The 16,937-nt window shown below is 61.4% G+C and carries 10 protein-coding genes and 3 pseudogenes; 2 read left to right on the top strand and 11 right to left on the bottom strand.

Features of this window, described 5'->3' with window-relative positions:
* Positions 1-35: 35 nt before the first annotated feature.
* The 6 genes and pseudogenes from ACOGXI_RS00655 to ACOGXI_RS00630 form a co-directional block, all read right to left on the bottom strand.
* On the bottom strand, positions 36-2,876 hold the full coding sequence (locus tag ACOGXI_RS00655; RefSeq protein WP_419936980.1) for an Eco57I restriction-modification methylase domain-containing protein: 2,841 nt from the start codon (positions 2,874-2,876) through the stop codon (positions 36-38).
* 65 nt (positions 2,877-2,941) lie between these two features.
* A pseudogene (locus ACOGXI_RS00650) lies at positions 2,942-3,856 on the bottom strand (type I restriction-modification system subunit M); the annotation flags it as partial.
* Between the two features lie 323 nt (positions 3,857-4,179).
* Complete coding sequence (locus ACOGXI_RS00645; RefSeq protein ID WP_419936979.1) at positions 4,180-4,728, bottom strand: hypothetical protein; 549 nt, start codon at positions 4,726-4,728, stop codon at positions 4,180-4,182.
* A gap of 97 nt (positions 4,729-4,825) precedes the next feature.
* Positions 4,826-7,267, bottom strand: a complete 2,442-nt coding sequence (locus tag ACOGXI_RS00640; RefSeq protein ID WP_419936978.1) for an AAA family ATPase — start codon at positions 7,265-7,267, stop codon at positions 4,826-4,828.
* Positions 7,254-7,490, bottom strand: coding sequence for a hypothetical protein (locus ACOGXI_RS00635; protein WP_419936977.1), 237 nt, complete (start codon positions 7,488-7,490; stop codon positions 7,254-7,256). The genes ACOGXI_RS00640 and ACOGXI_RS00635 overlap by 14 nt, the downstream gene beginning before the upstream one ends.
* A 954-nt stretch (positions 7,491-8,444) precedes the next feature.
* Positions 8,445-9,896, bottom strand: coding sequence for a hypothetical protein (locus tag ACOGXI_RS00630; protein ID WP_419936976.1), 1,452 nt, complete (start codon positions 9,894-9,896; stop codon positions 8,445-8,447).
* A gap of 495 nt (positions 9,897-10,391) precedes the next feature.
* Between ACOGXI_RS00630 and ACOGXI_RS00625 the strand changes: the two genes are divergently transcribed.
* Entirely contained in the window at positions 10,392-11,258 is an 867-nt protein-coding gene (locus ACOGXI_RS00625; protein WP_419936975.1) for a hypothetical protein, read from the top strand.
* 437 nt (positions 11,259-11,695) lie between these two features.
* Here the strand turns inward: ACOGXI_RS00625 and ACOGXI_RS00620 are convergent, their stop codons facing one another.
* On the bottom strand, positions 11,696-12,532 hold the full coding sequence (locus tag ACOGXI_RS00620; protein WP_419936974.1) for an abortive infection family protein: 837 nt from the start codon (positions 12,530-12,532) through the stop codon (positions 11,696-11,698).
* 264 nt (positions 12,533-12,796) lie between these two features.
* On the opposite strand from ACOGXI_RS00620, the pseudogene ACOGXI_RS00615 reads away from it, so the two are divergent.
* A pseudogene (locus tag ACOGXI_RS00615) lies at positions 12,797-13,060 on the top strand (IS110 family transposase); the annotation flags it as partial.
* Between the two features lie 118 nt (positions 13,061-13,178).
* Here the strand turns inward: ACOGXI_RS00615 and ACOGXI_RS00610 are convergent.
* The 4 genes and pseudogenes from ACOGXI_RS00610 to ACOGXI_RS00595 all read right to left on the bottom strand — a co-directional run bounded on the left by ACOGXI_RS00610 (position 13,179) and on the right by ACOGXI_RS00595 (position 16,348).
* Positions 13,179-13,520, bottom strand: a complete 342-nt coding sequence (locus tag ACOGXI_RS00610) for a tyrosine-type recombinase/integrase (RefSeq protein ID WP_419936973.1) — start codon at positions 13,518-13,520, stop codon at positions 13,179-13,181.
* A gap of 22 nt (positions 13,521-13,542) precedes the next feature.
* Positions 13,543-13,782 (bottom strand): annotated as a pseudogene (locus ACOGXI_RS00605) (tyrosine-type recombinase/integrase); the annotation flags it as partial.
* Positions 13,779-15,119, bottom strand: a complete 1,341-nt coding sequence (locus ACOGXI_RS00600) for a tyrosine-type recombinase/integrase (RefSeq protein WP_419936972.1) — start codon at positions 15,117-15,119, stop codon at positions 13,779-13,781. The gene ACOGXI_RS00600 and the pseudogene ACOGXI_RS00605, both read right to left, overlap by 4 nt.
* On the bottom strand, positions 15,116-16,348 hold the full coding sequence (locus ACOGXI_RS00595) for a tyrosine-type recombinase/integrase (protein WP_419936971.1): 1,233 nt from the start codon (positions 16,346-16,348) through the stop codon (positions 15,116-15,118). Before ACOGXI_RS00595 ends, ACOGXI_RS00600 begins: the two co-directional genes overlap by 4 nt.
* Between the last annotated feature and the right edge of the window lie 589 nt (positions 16,349-16,937).

The raw sequence follows: 16,937 nt of genomic DNA, 5'->3' as shown, positions 1-16,937 counted from the left end.
TCCTGTGTGGTTGGTGAGCCAACACGGTTCCAGGCTCACCCGACCTCCGTGTCGGCGAGATACTGTACGACCTGAGATATTTCGGCTTCAGATAGGTGATATAAGCGTTCCACCAATTGATCCACTTCTCGGTCCAGTCCACGAATCCGACGGCTCAGAACCTCCCGGTCATGAGCCGTCTCCGTCGTAGCCACGCGAGCGTGAAGGTCCACCAAACTCTGAACGTGAGTTGCCAGAAGATCATGAATCTCTTTGTCCCGCTCCGATCCCGGGTCTATGGCTCTGATCGGGAGAGATCGGAGTGAACGTACCTTTACTTGTGGAAAGGCTTTCTGGGCAGACTCCTTCACTGCAACGCTGTACACGTACCGCATCAAGCGAGAATTCAGGATGGCAACCACGAAGCGCACATCACGTCCATCGTCAGGTGGATACAACGCGAGCAGCGTATTCCGGAAATACGCAGCATGCCGCCGCGGCCCCACGATCGGGTGACTCGCTGTCTGGCGAATCACGAAAGGGGCGTTTCGATAGCGATCGATCGATCCGATCCGAAAATACTCACCCCTCGAAGCCTCATAACCGAGTCTGAGAACCTTTTTCGGAGGATGACACAGGTATCTTGCGACCTGCTTCCCCTCCAGTACGGGCACCGAGTCCGGCGGGGCCTCATCGAGCGGCAGCACCAGCTTCTTCGCGCAGTTGCCAGTGTGCACTCCCGGATCCGCGAAGCATTGGTCGAGCGACTTCGCTTGAGCACGCAGCTTCGCGAGGAGCTCCGAATGCCGCGACGGAGGAACCCAAGCGCTGCCGGACCGCATGTTGCAGTCGCCCCTTAGACCATCGGCAGTCCGCATCTCCGTGGTCCCGCGGTACGTCTTGTCCGTGACAAGTGTCAAGGCTGGAGTCACCACGCCAGGGAAGACGTTCTCGCCCCAGTAGCGCACCGTTACCAGCGATGAAACGCTCGTAACGGCAGCACGGATTCGTTCATATCCCGCAAGATGCCCGACCTGATCGGGGACGATCAACCCAACCATTCGCTCCGCCAAGGCATGCGCCTTGACAATAAAGAACCCGTGACTGGTCTGCCAGCCGGATGTCGGGTAGTGCCGCGCATAGTACTCGCGCTGGTCAGCGGACAACGGAATCGCTTGCCGTCCCGAGAACGACAGGTATGGCGGGTTCCCGATAACGGCACTGAACCCACCAGTTTCAAACACTTCCTTGAACTCCTCTTCCCAATCAAACGCGTTGATACGATAAAGCTCATCCTCATCGAACAGTACTGCCTGTTGTCCGGAGTAGAAGTCGTTACCAATCAATGCGTTGCCACATTTGATATTGTTAGCAAGATCAGGTAAAGCTCTCTCACGAAACAAGGTCAGTTGCCGCTCCAGCGTCTCCGCGGATTCCCCCTCAAGCACCTTAAGCAGTAACGAGAGTTTGGTGACTTCCACTGCCTGCGAATCTAGATCAACGCCGTAAATGCTGTTGGTAAGGATTCGCTTTCGCTCCGCCGTAGTCAGCCGCCACTCACCTCGCGGGCCCTGGTATACCTTGGGGTGTCGTCCCCGGGAGTGCTTCGCGACGCCGTCGTCATGGTAACGCTCTAGGTGCCAATCTAGAAGTGTCTGGTAGGCTCGAATCAAAAAGGATCCCGAGCCGCAGGCTGGGTCGATAACCTTCAACGACGCCGCTTTCTTGGGCGTTCGTGCCTCTTCCAAGAGAGTGCCCACGGTGCGCTCAACCAAGTAATCCACAACATTGGTCGGCGTGTAATAGACGCCACCAGATTTCCGAACCTCCCGTTTCTCTTCCACCTTTGCGCGATGACCGGGAGTCAACCGAATCACCTTCCCCAAAAACTGCTCGTAGACCTGACCGAGGATGTCAGCGGAAAAGACTGAGAATTCGTATGGGCTATCTGGGTAGTAGAGATGCGATATGATCTTCTTGAGAACGCGATCGTCGATAGTGAGATGCAGCGTCTGCGTATCCGGCTCGCTACGACCCGATTCTTCCTGAAAGTGAAACAAGCCCGAGTTATACCGGGCATCGGCCTCGACGAAGAGCGACGCAAGTTGTCGATACACGTTGCCCCCGCTTGTCAGGTCACGTAACTGGCCATAGGGCTCGATTCCTCGGTCCTCGCAGATGCGAAGGAAGACGATGCGGTCGATCGTCCTCTGGACGGCCGTATTGAGGAGTCGCAACCCCAGACCAGGATTCCGCAGCGCGACATTCCTAGCTAGCGCCTCGCGCCAAGCTTCAATCTCTTGAAGGAAGGATTCATCGACTTCAGTGGTGCCTCGCCTTGCCTTCTTCGACTCGGCGTACTCGTCAAACGAACCGCGGAGAATTGCTTGACGAGAGAAGATCTCGGCGATCTCGTGCCAATGACTCATGTAGTTGGAGTAAGGTAGGTACATTACCCGAGCCGTCGCGGCTCCATCGATCTTGAACGGCCGGATGCGGGTGTCGTACACGGAGAACTCTTGGAAGTCCGTGAGAATGGAGAGAGGGAGCTTAGCGGACCAGGCATATCTTCGGAGTTGAAACGCGGGCCGGGGGTCGTGCTCAAGGTTCCAATGCGGTGCCTTTGTCTCGACGAAGAATCGTCGGACGCCTCCTACCCGGAATGCATAATCCGGAGCCTTGGTTCGACCACCGATCTTGATTGCATCTTCATGGACGACCTCTTTGTACGCCTCTGCGTAACCCTTGGAGTTGCTCACGTCCCAATCGAGCAGTTCGAATAGCGGGTCGACGAATTCCCGGCGCAGCTGTGTCTCGTTGTATTTTCCGGATGTGTACGAATTCAGATTCTGCGCGAATCGCGTCACTAGGTGGCGGAGGCCGTCGGGGGGCGTCATGAGGCCCGGCCTTCTCGGGATACCACCGAGCGGACAAGCCTGAGAATGGCGGGCGCCCCGGGGGCCTCGCGCATCGGGAAGGCGTCGTTGGAGAGCGTGGAGTGCTCCGGGCCGCCCACGATGTTGTCCGCAGCCTCCCCTTCCCCCTTCAGCAGGAGGTCGGCCTTGCAGATGGCGTAGGTCTCGGCGTTGATCTCCTGACCGAAGAGGTGGGTGGACACCTGCTTGTCCCGCTCCTCCGCGAGCTGCTGCAGCACGTCTTCGCCCACGGTCAGCATGCCGCCGGTCCCGCAGGCGCCGTCGTAGAGCAGGTAGGTGCCGTCGTCGATGTCGTCGGCGACCGGGAGGAAGACGAGCTTCGCCATGAGCTCCACCGCGTCGCGCGGGGTGAAGTGCTCGCCCGCCTCCTCGTTGTTCTCCTCGTTGAAGCGGCGGATCAACTCCTCGAAGACGGTCCCCATGCCGTGGTTGTCGAGCCCGGGATGCCGGACCGTGCCGTCGGTGTCCATGACCGGCTCCGGACTCAGGTTGATGTCCGGCGAGGTGAGCTTCTCGATCAACGTGCCCAGTGCGTCGGCCTTCGAGAGCCGCGGGATCTGATTCCGGAACTCGAAGTTCTCGAGGATGTCCTGCACGGAGGGCGAGAACCCGTCGAGGTAGTCCTCGAAGTCGGCCCTGAGCTGCTGCCGGCTGGCCCGCGCCCGCAGGTCGTGCAGCGTGAACTTCGACGTGTTGAAGAATGGCTGCTCCGCCGCTTCCCTCAGAGCCACCCTCTGGTCGGCGATCCCCATCTCGTCCAGCGCATCCTTCATCTCCAGGACGGCCTGCTTCGTGGGTTCCAGCACGGCGTCGAGGCGGCGCAGCACCGTCATGGGAAGGATGACGTCGCGGTACTTGCCGCGCACGTAGACATCGCGGAGCACGTCGTCCGCGATCCCCCAGATGTAGTTCGTGATCCAGCCCAGATCGCCGTTCGTCATGTTTCGGTTCGTCCCCTCCGTGGAATCGTCGGGTGTGCTGGGACGTGCGGATCCACACCATAAGCCGTTCAGGGACCCGTTGGCGGATGCAGGTACGGCAGCGGACACACCCACCGCAAGACCCCCAAGAGAGGGTGGGGCGCGAACATCGCCCCGTCGCGGACGGGTCTCCGAGCACAGCCGTTGCCGATCCTGCCAGGAACACGACCCGCAACCGTCGGGCCCAGTTGAAGCGCTGACCTCGGGCGAGGCCCCGGTGACAGGTGATGCCCGTACTTGTACCCCTCGAATTCGCACGAACCCGGCCGCGTTCGACTACCGTCTCATGTCACCCGACGAATTGTGTGATGGCAATTGGGGGCGAACGGGATCGATAGCGCTTCAAGATTCTGAGTCGGCCAATACCGTGCGCGGTGCCCCTCATAGATTGACCTTAGCGGGAACACCTCCCCTTCGTGCTCCTGACAAGCCGCGGGCTCACCCCATTTGGGTATCGCAGCCCGGTACACCTGGCATTGAGTTTCCCCTTCGTTAAGCAGACGTCGCGCCAGCCCCCGAACGTACCATGTGTTGAACTCCGTGAGCGCGAGGCGCTCTGACTGTTGCTGAACATTGATCCTCCGTTCGTGAATCACCCCCTGCCTGACGTATTGCTCCGCTGGATTCCAGAGAGCCGCCCGATTCAAGGCCGCCGCAAGCGTCTCCTCGTTACCGCGCTGGATCGCCTCACTCATCAGTTCCGGGAAGATTTCACGACCCCTCGGAGACAGGTTTTGTCCGTAATACGGGTTGTCGCCGGCCATCTCCAGTTCGAATTCCTCCAGCATACATCGACGTGTGGCGTCGTCTAGTTCCTCAAAATTCATCGCCATGGGACTCCACTCCTCTTGCGGTTTGTAGTTCCATTCTCCTGGAGCTATTCGTTGTGCAGTAGCTCGACAGGTTCACGGGTCGCTTCGGCGCTCTCCCCTACCCCAGATTCAACATTACAGATGCGCACCGACATCTCAGACCCTCCGGGTGGCCCTTCCTAGGCGTAACGTAAAGCCACGACTCGCATGACGAACATCGCAGCTCCGCAAGCAATGTCTTGAACGCATCGACTACATCCCGGAGTTCAGCCGCCGTGAAGTTCGCCCATTCATTGAAATGAACGGCCTTGTTGACGACCCATTCCTCGCTGTGGTGGGCAGCTAATGCCTCGGCCCGTGCACTTTTCAGAGCCTCAATGCTCTCCTTAGCTTCCTCATTCTTCCATTTATTCGCTGCCTTCGCAGCAAGTCTCAGTAGCTCTCCGTGGCGGGCGATGACGGCCGGGAACAGGTCGCCTAGGTCGTACGAGAAGTCACCTCGGAACCGCGGCTTCGCTCCTAGCATGTCCGCCAGTTCGCCCGCAATGTACTCCATGTGCCGACGCAACCGGGCCGCCGCAACATCGGTGTCACCCTTAGCCACCGCTGATTCAATGTCGTCCCAAATCCCAATGGCCTGCTCCACGATGGGACCAGTCTGCACGCTCCAGCTGTGGAAGGCCACGCCTCCCTTAGACCCGACGAGCCCCTCGGTCTGTAGCTGCTTCGCCCAGACTCTATCGTGGGTCGTGATGATGAACTGAGTGTCGGGAAAATGCGTCTTCAGTAGTCGGCAGAATTCCTTTCGGTGTCCCCGATCAACCGACATCACGACATCATCAAGCACCGCAAGTCGAAACTGATCGCCAAGCAGTTGCCTTATCAGCGCAAGGTAAAGGCAGATCCCCATCGCATCCTGGTGTCCCTCGCTGTGGTAGGCACCCGGCGGGTACATACCCTGGTCATAGAAAGCCACTTCCAGATCGAGGGTCCCTTCGGCAGGTTCGAGCTTTGCTTCGAATCGACCTTCGTCCTCTGCGTTGATCTGTCGGTAGTAGGAGCCAAAATCTTCCTCCACGGATTCATACAGGGCACGCAGGTAAGCGTCCGTCACTTCGCAGTACGTGTTGTAAGTGACCCTGCCGGCCTCGACCGCAGCTTCAGTACGCCTCTTCTCGTGCTGCGCATCCTGCCAAGCGAAGAAGCGATCCTGCGCGAGCGTCAAGAAGGTTTGCGCCGCGATCGACGCATGCTGGTCGGGTGTATCCTCTATCTCTTGTCTGAGGATCTCCAATTGATCTTGGAACGACGGTGGAGCCATACTCCAGCCCTCTTCTAGTCGACTTCGCTGCTCGGCGATCGACTCGACCGAAGTTAGCCCGGCCGCAAAGTCCTTCAGATCCGAGGACCAGCTCTCTAGTTCCTCGCCAAGTGCCGCAGCACCGTACTGTTTTCCCAGAGGTTGCACGGCATCTACGAGCCCCGCGATACGCCGCGCTTCGTTGGCGATTTCAGCAGCGTTGTTCGTGAGCTGCTCCCTAAGCACGTCCGCCTCCTCCGCTTTGGCGAGCTTTGCCCTCAGGTGTTGCCTCAATGCTTCCTCATTCTCCCAGCCGGTGTCGCAGAGTGGACACTTCGCCCCTTCGAGCATTTCGAGACCGTGCTCTATGAAGGAGTGGCGAGTGATCGCTTCGAAGAGCGCCGAGTCATTGTCCAACGCGGCGAGGTCGCGTAGGACACTCGCCACTTCCTGTGGAGTAAGCGTGGGCAATCCCGCCCCAACCTCCTGTAACGCTCCTACGTCCCGAAGCGCGGCCGACCTGTTGAGGCCTGCGTCACGGACTCCTTGCAGGATACCGCCGCTCAGATCAGTATCTGACCCCAGGTCGGCGATCTCAGCCAGACCCAGCGCGCGCCGGTGCGGATTGATCGCTCCGAGGACACTTTCTTGTGTCAATGTGGGCACATCGAGGTGGCGGCAGAGCGCCTCACTTGAATCGGCGGCGGCACTCCGCGCCTGCCGCGCCACGATGGAGAGCTTGTTCGACGTGGTTTTTAACACACCACGGGTCTGTCCGATCCCTTCTAGCTTCAGGAGCGCCTGAATCTGCTTTGACCGTTGCCCTGCCTCGACAAGGATGTACTTGATGATCTCACGCCGCGAGAGCGTCACCTCCGGATGGCTGGCTACCTCCTCGATGACGGCCCTAACTTCGGGATCGTCCGGCTCGAGGCCGAACCTCCTTACATCCTCCACGTTCCTGGTCAGGACTGCCGACCTGTCGAGGTCCGGGACGTACAAGCTAAGCGAAACTTCAGCAGACCCTGGATCATCTCGACGATCGACGTGAGGACCGTGGCGATTAACGCTCAGTCCACGGGTGCCCTTACCTGTAAGCCGAGATATCTCGCCCGTGAGGGCAAACTGAACGGCATCCACCACGCCGCTCTTCCCCGAGCCGTTCGGTCCAGATACAACGAAATTCTTTCGGCCGAGCTCAATCTCAAGCTCACGAATCCCCCGAAGTTCCCGTATCGTCACGGACTCAATCTGAATCATGGCTCGTCTCCTCGGTCGTCCTCTCGAAGATCGCCACGAAGTCGTCAGCCTTCAGCGTCCTCTCTGAGGCGAACAGAGTGCGCAATTCGTCGAGCGTTGGCTCGTTCACAGCATCCACGTTCGAGAGCGCAGCGTAGAACGATTCAAGGATTTCCTCTAACACTTTCGGCATCGACGTTCCCTCCAAATTCCTCATCCGTACGACCTTCACGTCGTCCTTCAACGCCTCGTTGCTTCGTATGGTCCGGCGCAGAAGCCCAGTCTGACTCGCTGATCACCAAATCCTCCCTGAAGTGCATCAGAGCCTCAGTGACCTTGCGTCCTGTGGCTTTCGGAAGCAGTCCCATTGATTGTAGGGTGACAGTTCTTGAAGTAGCTGTTTCAAGTCACGGGGTCCCAAGCAACGGAAGATGGTTCTGTACACAGCACCGTGAGTCCAACGGTTATTTTCGCCAATGGCCGCGGACCCATTCCCATTGACGGTGTGTGTAATCCCAGCGCCAATGTGCCCTGACCCATTCGTTCTTCCCGGGAGGACGGGGCGTTCGAGGGTTCTGAGGGCGATCCGGTGGTTTGGGCGGACGAGGCGGGCGAGGGCTCATTGACCTTCGGGGCATTGGATGCTCCATAAGTGTGAGGTGAGGCGCTTTGCTACGAGATCTCGGAATTAGCCGCGTTTACGTAGCGCAGTTGCGGCCGAACGCTGGGCCGGTGATTGCGCCAATGCCTGAACCCACGCGACGGCTCCGAACGTGACGCGGAGAGATTACTACGGGTAACCCTGTTCCGCCAGCCGACGGCCAACCTCGGGCGAGCTAGATGTAGATGCCAAGGCCGTTGGTGGCCCTTAGCTCGACGAGCCTTTGCATGGGTGTGAGCCGTCCGATGGCGGTGTGTCGTCGCCTCAGATTGTAGTAGCGGAGCCAGACGCGGAGCACTCGCGCACGCACGCGAGAGTGCGGATAGGACCGGCCCTAGGCCCACTCCGCGAGCGAGGTGCGGATGAAGCGCTCCACCTTCCCGTTGGTCCTGGGCGTGCCGGGCTTGTCAACGGCGGGCGTTGGTAGCTGTCGTACTCGGGGTTGAGGGAGCACCACCCTTGGCGGCTTGGAGTGGGGCGCGTGTTCGATGGCGCGGGCCCCCGTTCTACCGACTACGGCACGTCAAGCGATGTCCGTTAAGGCTTCAACGGCGAATCTCCCACTGCCTCGAGGCCGTTCAGGACGAGACCGTCCCAGTCCTTCACGGGGCCCTCGCACAGCACGCGGACGAGCCCACTCCGGCACTGGTTTCGGGCGTCTGCGAGAACTCCAGCGTTGCGATCATCCTCCTTCACTTCGCCGCGGTGGACGGCCTTGGAGCCTGTCTTGTACGCCGCGCGCAGCCCACCCCAGATCTCACGACGACCAACGCCATCCCTACCCAGCAGCCACGCGCCGCGAGTGGCTAAGGTGAACGCCAGCTGCTGGTTTGGGTTGTCGGGCAGCAGCAGCGCCTCAAGGGCAATCCGCAGATCGATGAACTGATCCGTAAGATCGCCCTCCAGCGACTTGTTCCAACGCTTGACCGCCACGCGCGTCGACGCGTCGGTATCCCTTAGCGCGGCGAGCAAGCAACGGATGCGGTCTTCCGACACGGCGTGCACCGTACTCTCGTCGATTTCGAGGCTGGTCACATCGCTGTCCGGGCCCGTATACGTCTCACCCGCAGGGAGAGCCAGACGACCGGGCGATTCCCGAGACCTCGTACCGCCCGTGAGAGCCGCGAGCTCCCCGTAGTCGCTCCACTCGAGCCCCATATGGATGCGGGCGTTGCACTCGAGCGACAGCGCCTCGCGGATCTCGTCGAAGGTACAGTCCGTATCCAGCCGGGCCGTGACGACGCCCTCGAGATCGAGAACGTGCTCGAATTCGGGCCGGAACAGCGCTGGAGTGGCAAGCGTGTCGACGGCGACCACGGTCCGTCCCAAGTACGCGAGCGCGAACGCGGAGCCCGCGGGCAGTCCCGGCGGTAGCTGGTCGTCGGACAGCGGAAGCGGGACGAGGCTGACGCCATTCGCCGCGGTCATGGGCCGAGCGATCGACAACCCCGCGACTCTGCATGTACGGTAGGTCAGAGGTTCGCCGCGCGTCCAGGCTGCGAGTGCATCGACGACGCGATCGACCCCCACGAATGCGGCGCCCTTGACGAGCATCGCACCGAAGTGGTCCACCGTCGAGACCCTCGCGTGTGTGGGTAAGCCGTTGGATCCAACGCTGTTGAAGCTGCGGTGATTCGCAGGTATCGGGAGGGCGTGGCCCACGGTGTCGGCGACCGGATCAACGTACTCGGCAAGCACCACGCGCAGCTTGTCCGTGAACGCAGGAGTCAGCTTGTCCGGCATTTGCACGCGAGCGTGCCTGGCCCGCAGCAATTCCCGGTCGTCCCACGTCGCACGATGGTAGATCTCGCGCAGGTCGCGTGGACTCAGCCTCTCGGGTGGCCGGTCGGCGTCATCCGCGGTGCCCCCAACGAACGGCGGGAAGTCGACCGGCCTGGTCTCGAACCTGGTTTCCGTCAATACCCGACGGAGAGCGGTTCTGAGGTCTTCGATAGGCGTGTTCAAGGGTGTCCCGAGGGAGTTGTTCATCGATGCTTGCGAGCCTCGGACGATCACGGGGTCACCGGGCGGGGTCAAGTTCCGAAGCTCGGATGCAGCAGGCCGGCTACACGGGGAATCCGTTGCCACGCCCTCATGGATCTTCGTCCTTGGTCTTGCCGCAAACCGGCGAACGAAGCGCCACGGTCGACGATGAGTTGTTAAGTTTGCGGACGGGAACCAAGTGGCCGCATCGCGAAAGGCATCAGGGGCAAGGGATCAGTCATGCCGCAACTGGCGTTTTTTCCGTGGATCGATCTTGAGTGCGATATCGAGGTCGGGGGTTACTCGCTGAAACGGTTCGCGCCGGGAACTCGGCCGGGATCCGATGTCGAGCGCCAATCGACGCTCGATTTGGTACTTGCTCCGTACCGTGACCTTCGGGACGAGCCCGTCCAAACTGCGGTCATCCTGGCAGCGCGTGGCCGGGGACTGACGGATGACCTGTCCGCGGAGGACAGAGCTGATCTGTTTCTGTTTGCGGAGTTGTTCGCCTTCGCCGCCTTGGCGGCGCGCGAGTTCTTTACCTGGGACTACATCAACCGCGACGAACTACGACTGGTGATCCAAGCGTTCAAGGATCCGCGCGGCGGTGCGGTCGTGGAGACGCGCCGACGCGATGGAAGCGTAACGTCGTGGATCGCCGCCGAGGACTACAGGGTCCAAGTGCCAACGCACGTAAGCCTCGGCAGGCAGCCGATTAAGCCCGACTTCGCCTTGCTCGACGCGCTGGTGGCGTTGCGGGAGCAGGAGGCGTGGCCGGGGTTGCACCGCGGTATCGTCCTCTTCAACCAAGCCAACACCGATGCCGCGGACATGTCGCCGAACACTGAACTCGTGCTGACGTACGCGGCCATGGAGCAGATCCTGGGGATCACGTCGAATAAGGATCAGAGGCGGCTCCCTGCGAAGTTCGCCGAGGCATGGCGGCCCAGCCGGGAGGTGCCCCGGAGCGAGTGGCGGCGGTGGCCACCGGACGAATCACGGAAGGGAGAGAACCTCCGGGCCCGCTGGGCATCGGACCTGAAGATCTGTCGCGGGAGTCTGGCGCACGGCCACCGTGAGGTCAGACTTCGGTCGTGGTGGACGGTAGACGAGCATTTGCTACTCACCTCCTTCGCCGTCCCCCGACTCTTGAAGCAAGTCCTATCCAAGCTGGGCTTCTACGAACTGACGGACGATGATGAGCGCGACATGAACGCCCTCGAACTTCTGCTGAACCTACCGAACCTGTTCGAGCCGCCGGATCCAGAGGACGATGACGGGTTCCCGGGCGATAACTTCGCATGGCGGCGAGTGCTCCGGCGCGAGGAGGACCGCCAGTTCCGCTCACCGCATCAATGGCCACGTTGAAGAGCAGCTTCGTCAACCGGGAGGACACGGCGACTGTGTGCATTCGACAGGATCAGCCGGTGAACCAGTCGTCGACGTCGAACATTCAAGGGGGGGTCGGCCATCGTGGACGTTCGATGGGATACGCGTACGATAGCGCGCTACGCGAGCGCTTCCTCGCCACTCGCGAGTGAAAGCTGATCACGCGAACCTCGTTCCGGACCCAAGCGGAAGCCCGACGGAACCGTGTTCCGGTTCACCGAGGAACCGGAACACGGTGCATCCGCTTTTTCAATCCAACTTCCAAGCGCGCTACACGCGAAGGCGGACGCGGTGGACACAGCGCCGCCTCCGGCAGCGCCAGTAGACGCCGGCCTCTCGCGTCCGCCGCACGAACTCACCGATCGTGCTGCGGGAGAGAGGGCCCTAGCCTGGCGGTCTCCCGGTGGCTCCAGACGTTAATCTGAGTTCTCCTCAAGTGCGTTTAGGAGTAGTTCGGCCACGAGCCCCATGCTCTCGATGGCAGTGCGGGACTGCTTTTCTGTAACGCTTGCTGGGAAGGGACGTCCGTGACCGATCCCCTCCTTGTTGCGCAGCATGTTCACTGCGCAAGCCAACTCGAACAGTGCCGCCTCAACCCTCCGATGAGCGGGGTCACCTTCAGCCCACTCGAAGGCAACGTCGACCGCGACGAATGCCTGACCCAGCAGCGTTGGGAAGTTCGTTATGCGTCCGCCGTGGCCGAAGCGATCAGCAAGCACATGTTTCGCCGTCGCCTCCACCAGATCCTTCCCGGTTCCAGTTACTAGCGCGGCGTCATTCGCACCTCGCTTCGCACGACGAACATAGGTTCGCAATGCTCTTGTCAACTCGGAGCCGGAAAGGCCGTCCAGCAAGAGCGTCACTAAGGTCCCATCGCTGCCCAGATCGTAGCCCTCTTCGCGAAAAACATCCCTTGCGTCACGAATGGCTTCCTCACCGACGAAGTTCGGAGACGTTGGACGGAACCCTCCCTTCGCTCGAATCATGGCCGTCAGCAAATAGACCAACCGCTCGCCGCGGCTGGGATTGTTCTCCAACGCCCAACTCAACGTGCCCCGCACCCGTTTGGCCTTGCCAACGGGTCTGCCACTCCCTTGATTTGGATCGCCGTCAAGGACTCCCGAGCGACGGAATTCCGCCTCCAGCTCAGAGTGTGTCGGGTGGCGCTTGACCTCGTCTTTACCGTCATCAACGAGCCTCGCCATGACGGTGATGATCGCATCCGAGAGTGGCCCCCTGGGTGGTGTGTTCATGGCTAAGCCCCGTGTCGCTTACGGCATGTGTCTTGATGTTCCTACCGAGAATAGTAACGGTCCCAACTTGTGAATCGTAGCGTCCAAACATGGACTTCAGGATCTCTCTCCTTGTTTACGTTTGACCTCCGGACACCGTGCTGCTCAGAGTAAGATCTGGCTGTACAAGGACGATGGAGTGGACGCCCCCTCCCGACGGCATCGCGATGTGCCAGGATGGTGCTGAAGCGATTCAGTCGACCATCTGAGAGAGGAGGCATCCGCATGGAAGAGGTTGCCATCATCGGGATCGATCTGGCGAAGCGCAGCTTTCAGGTACACGGGGCGAGGGCGGACGGGTCGGTTGCGTACCGCGGGAAGCTGAGCCGCGGGAAGCTGCCGGGCTTTCTCGGCTCACAGCCGCCGTGTACGGTGGCGATGGAGGCGTGCGCCAGCGCCCACTACCGGGGCCGTGAGATGGGGGCGCTCGGCCACGAAGTGAGATTGGTTCCACCGATCTACGTGAAGCCCTTCGTCAAGAGGAACAAGTTATGTGGTATTCAACATAACTTGTTATATGTTGCGGCCCGGATTATGTGGCGGAGCGCCCGGACCGTCCTATGGAAGCATGAGAAGTCTCCATTTTCCGCAACATAATTTTCTTCACTCAGAGTGCGGCCAGGAAGGCCATCAGCCCCTTGTTGGCCTTCCACGGGCGATCCGGCCCTGCACCGGCGGCATCGCAGAGTGCCATTGCCTTTGCCTTCATCTCCATGTCGATTTCGGCGTAGATGTTGGTGGTATCGAGGCTGGCGTGGCCGAGCCAGGCGCGGATCGTGTTCAGGTCGACTCCGGCCTGGAGCAGGTGGCAGGCACTCGTGTGGCGGATCGTGTGTGGCGTGATCCTTCTTCCGGTGAGCGACGGGGCGCGGGCCGCACAGCGCTCGACGAGCCGGTAGACGCCGAACCGCGTGTAGGGGCCTTTGCTGCCGGCTGAGGAATACGGCATCGCCGGCTTCCCGTCCCTGCACGAGGTTGTTGAGCACGGATTCGGTTCGCGGCCACAACGGACACTGTCGTTGTTTTCCGCCCTTGCCATGGATGTTGACGAGCGCGTGTCCGCCGTCGTGCTGTCCGGTCTGCAGGTCTCCGGCCACGAGTCTCGTAGCTTCGGAGACGCGCGCCCCGGTGTTGTAGAGGAACAGCAGGAGTGCGTGTTCGATCCGGCCTCTCGGCGTCCGCCGGTCCGGGACCTCGAGCAGATCGTTCAACTGGGTTTTGCTGAGCCAGCCGATCGGCTGCGGTGTCGCCTTCTTCGAGGCAATGGAGCGGATGCTGGCGCTCCACTCGATATGTACGGGATCACGGCTGGCGACGAAGCGCGCGAAGGAGCGGATCGCCGACAGCCGCTGGTTGCGGGTCTGCACGGAACAGGCGCGGTCACTTTCGAGATGGTCGAGGAACTGCCGCACAGTGCCGTGCCGTGAGATCGTGCACCGCGAGCCGCTCGACCGGCTTGCGGGTCCTGGCGCGGACGAACGGGAGAAGGAGGGCGAAGGTGTCGCGGTAACTCTTCTGCGTGTTGCGGGCGAGGTTGCGCTCGGTGACGATGTATTCGGCCAGGAAGCGGCGGAGCCAGGGGCCGAGGGTGCTTGGATAACTCATGGTCTCCTCCGTTGACGTAGGTGTCGAAGCGGACCGAAGCCTGATGCAGCAGCTCAGGCGTCATGGACAGATAGACCTGGGTGCCGTTGAGATCGGCGTGGCCGAGCCAGGTGGCGAGCACCGGCAGCAACCGCTGGACATCGGCGCCCTGCCGGTACCAGGACTCCAGCCGGTGAACGGCCGCGGCATGGCGCAGGGAGTGAAGGCACGGAGCTCGCCGTCCGTCATTGGGGGCACCGATTCCGGCGGCCTTGAGCAACTTGGCGAACGCGCCGTGGATTGTGCCTCTGGCCAGGGGCGTGCCGTCCCGGTTGGCGAGGAAGGTCGAAGCCGTGTCCTTGGGCAACGGGCGCTCTGCGCGGCTGGCGGCATAGGCCCTCAGCGCATCGGCAAGTTGCGGGGCGACAGGAACGAGGCGGGCCTTGTGGAACTTGGTGTCGCGGATGGTCAGCAGCGCATCGGGCAGGTCGGCATCGTCGAGGGTCAGGCGCTGGGCCTCGCCGAATCGCAGGCCCGCGCCGTAGAGAAGCAGGAGCAGCGCCCGCAGAGTATCGGCGTCGATCTGGATCGAACGTTGCCGACTGACATCGATGGCGTCGAACAGGCGTTGCAACTCGTTACGGGAGTACACGTAAGGTGGTGACGACCGGGGTCGGGCCGGCTCATCATCGCGTGCCGGAAGCGGTGAGCGGATCACGTAGCCGCGACTGATCGCGTAGCGGTAGAAGCCGGCCAGGACGCCGTACTTGCTGGCCCGGTACCGGGTGAGGGGACCTGTACCGGCAAGGAAGTCGAGAACGTCGGCTTGGGAGACGGCATCGCACCCGGCGCTCCCGCCGACATGCTTCAGGAACCGGTGCAACAGGTATGCGCCGGCGTGGAACTTGGCGCCATGAGCCTGACGCCAGTCGATATAGTCGTGGACCGCGTCCCGGAGCATCATGCCAGGCCCTCCAGGTCGATGTCGGCGACTTCGCGGAGGGTGCTGAGCTGCACCTTGGCGTATACCGCGGTCGACGAGGTGCAGCGGTGGCCGAGGTAATCACCGACCTCCTTGAACGACAGGCCGTGGTCGAGCAGGCGCTGGGCGACAGCATGACGAAGCGCATGTGCACCGCGACGCTTGCCGGTGATGCCGAGCCGGTCGAGGCGTGTCCTGACGACGTTCGAAACTGCCTGCCGGGTCACCGGACGGATCGGGGCGATGAGCGTGAGGAACAGCGCCCTCTCCGGGCGTGGGGGACGAGCCTCGGTGAGGTAACGCACGATCGCCTGCCCCACACCGCGGGAGAGCGGGTAGTGATGCGTGCATCCCGGCTTGGGGTGCCGCACCCGCAGAGTCTCGTTGGCCCAGTCCAGATCATCGAGCCGCAGGCCGGCCACCTCGCCGGCACGTAAGCCATAGGCGATCAGCACCATCAGGATGGCACGGTCGCGAAGGGCAGCCGGCCGGCTGCCCTCGGAGGTCGCGAGCAGGCGTAGCACTTCGTCCCGGTTGAGCCCCTTCGGGAGCGCCTCAGCCGGATGGAACCGAACAGGCATGATCCCGTCAGCCAGCCCATGGGAACACCAGCCCCGGCGTTCGGCGAACCGGAAAAAAGGGCGCAGACGGTGTCCGTACATGCGGATCGTGCTCCGACTGCAGCCGCGGGCGTGCCAGCGCACGACAGCCCGGTCGATATCGGCGACTACGACCGCATCCAAGGCAATGTCCCACTCGCCGAGCCAGTCGAAGAAGTGGTCGATCGTATTGCAGCAATTACAAATCGTCGACTCGGACCATCCGCGCTCGTTGCGCATCCACTCCCTGAAGACCGCGACCTCGGCGACCTGAGCGTGCCGTGGCCGTACTCCACAGGGCTCATCGAGCAGACCCGCGAAGCGTAGCCATCGCACCGCGCGGCTGACGAAGTTCCGACGCGCCGTCGGTTGCGCCGGACGACTCGATCGACGGTCGGCCGCCGCCTCGATCCGGGGCAGACTGACGCGCTCGCCTTCGCGCAAGTCCAGAAGATGAATCAGGGCGATCTGAGCCGCCGCGACCGTTCGTAATGTGAGCGGCCGTGCGCCCTCCCGCGCGCAGTGCTTCAGGTAGCTCAGCCGTTCTTCCAGCAACGGTGCGCGCCGATAGCGGGCTATCGTGTCGCGGTCGATGAACAGAGCTTCGAACATGATCGTGCCTCCTTGTGGGGTGGAGACAGGATCATGGCCGAACGACTCCCAATCAGAAAATTATGTTGCCGGGATATGGCAAGTTCTCATGTGCAGCCGGACGATGCGGACCGTCCGCCACATAATCCGGCCCGCAACATCTTCGATGCCCATTGACACTCCGGCGTCCGCGCAGCCCCGGACTGGTGAACGTACCGGTTGAACCTGACCTCGCGACCAACCCTCGCCATCGTGCGGACCTACCCGTTTCCCCAGCGTCCCAAAGTACATCAGGCCAACCAACACTCCCTCGATCCCACCCACGCTGGCAACCGAATCTACATACAAGTTGAGCACATTCGCGGAACAACACTCAGTAGTTAGTAGCGGGAGAGATTCGGCGATGGTTATCGGGACGATGGTAGTTCCGGAAGCTCTCGTCTCGAAACACGAGTGCCGGCAGGCCAAGGGGGCTCTTGGGAAGCCAATAAGGTGTTGATACAATCACGATATTCTTCTGATGTAAGCGTGCAATCCACTAGGTCACAGAAGTCCCCAATGGATAGGGCGCATTGCGTGGCTATCCGCTTGAGTAGGCCGATGTCGATGT

This window comes from Candidatus Palauibacter sp., from assembly GCF_965208055.1.
Taxonomy (GTDB): domain Bacteria; phylum Gemmatimonadota; class Gemmatimonadetes; order Palauibacterales; family Palauibacteraceae; genus Palauibacter.
The sequence above is the reverse complement of the archived record's forward strand: the minus strand, read 5'-3'. Positions and strand labels throughout refer to the sequence as shown.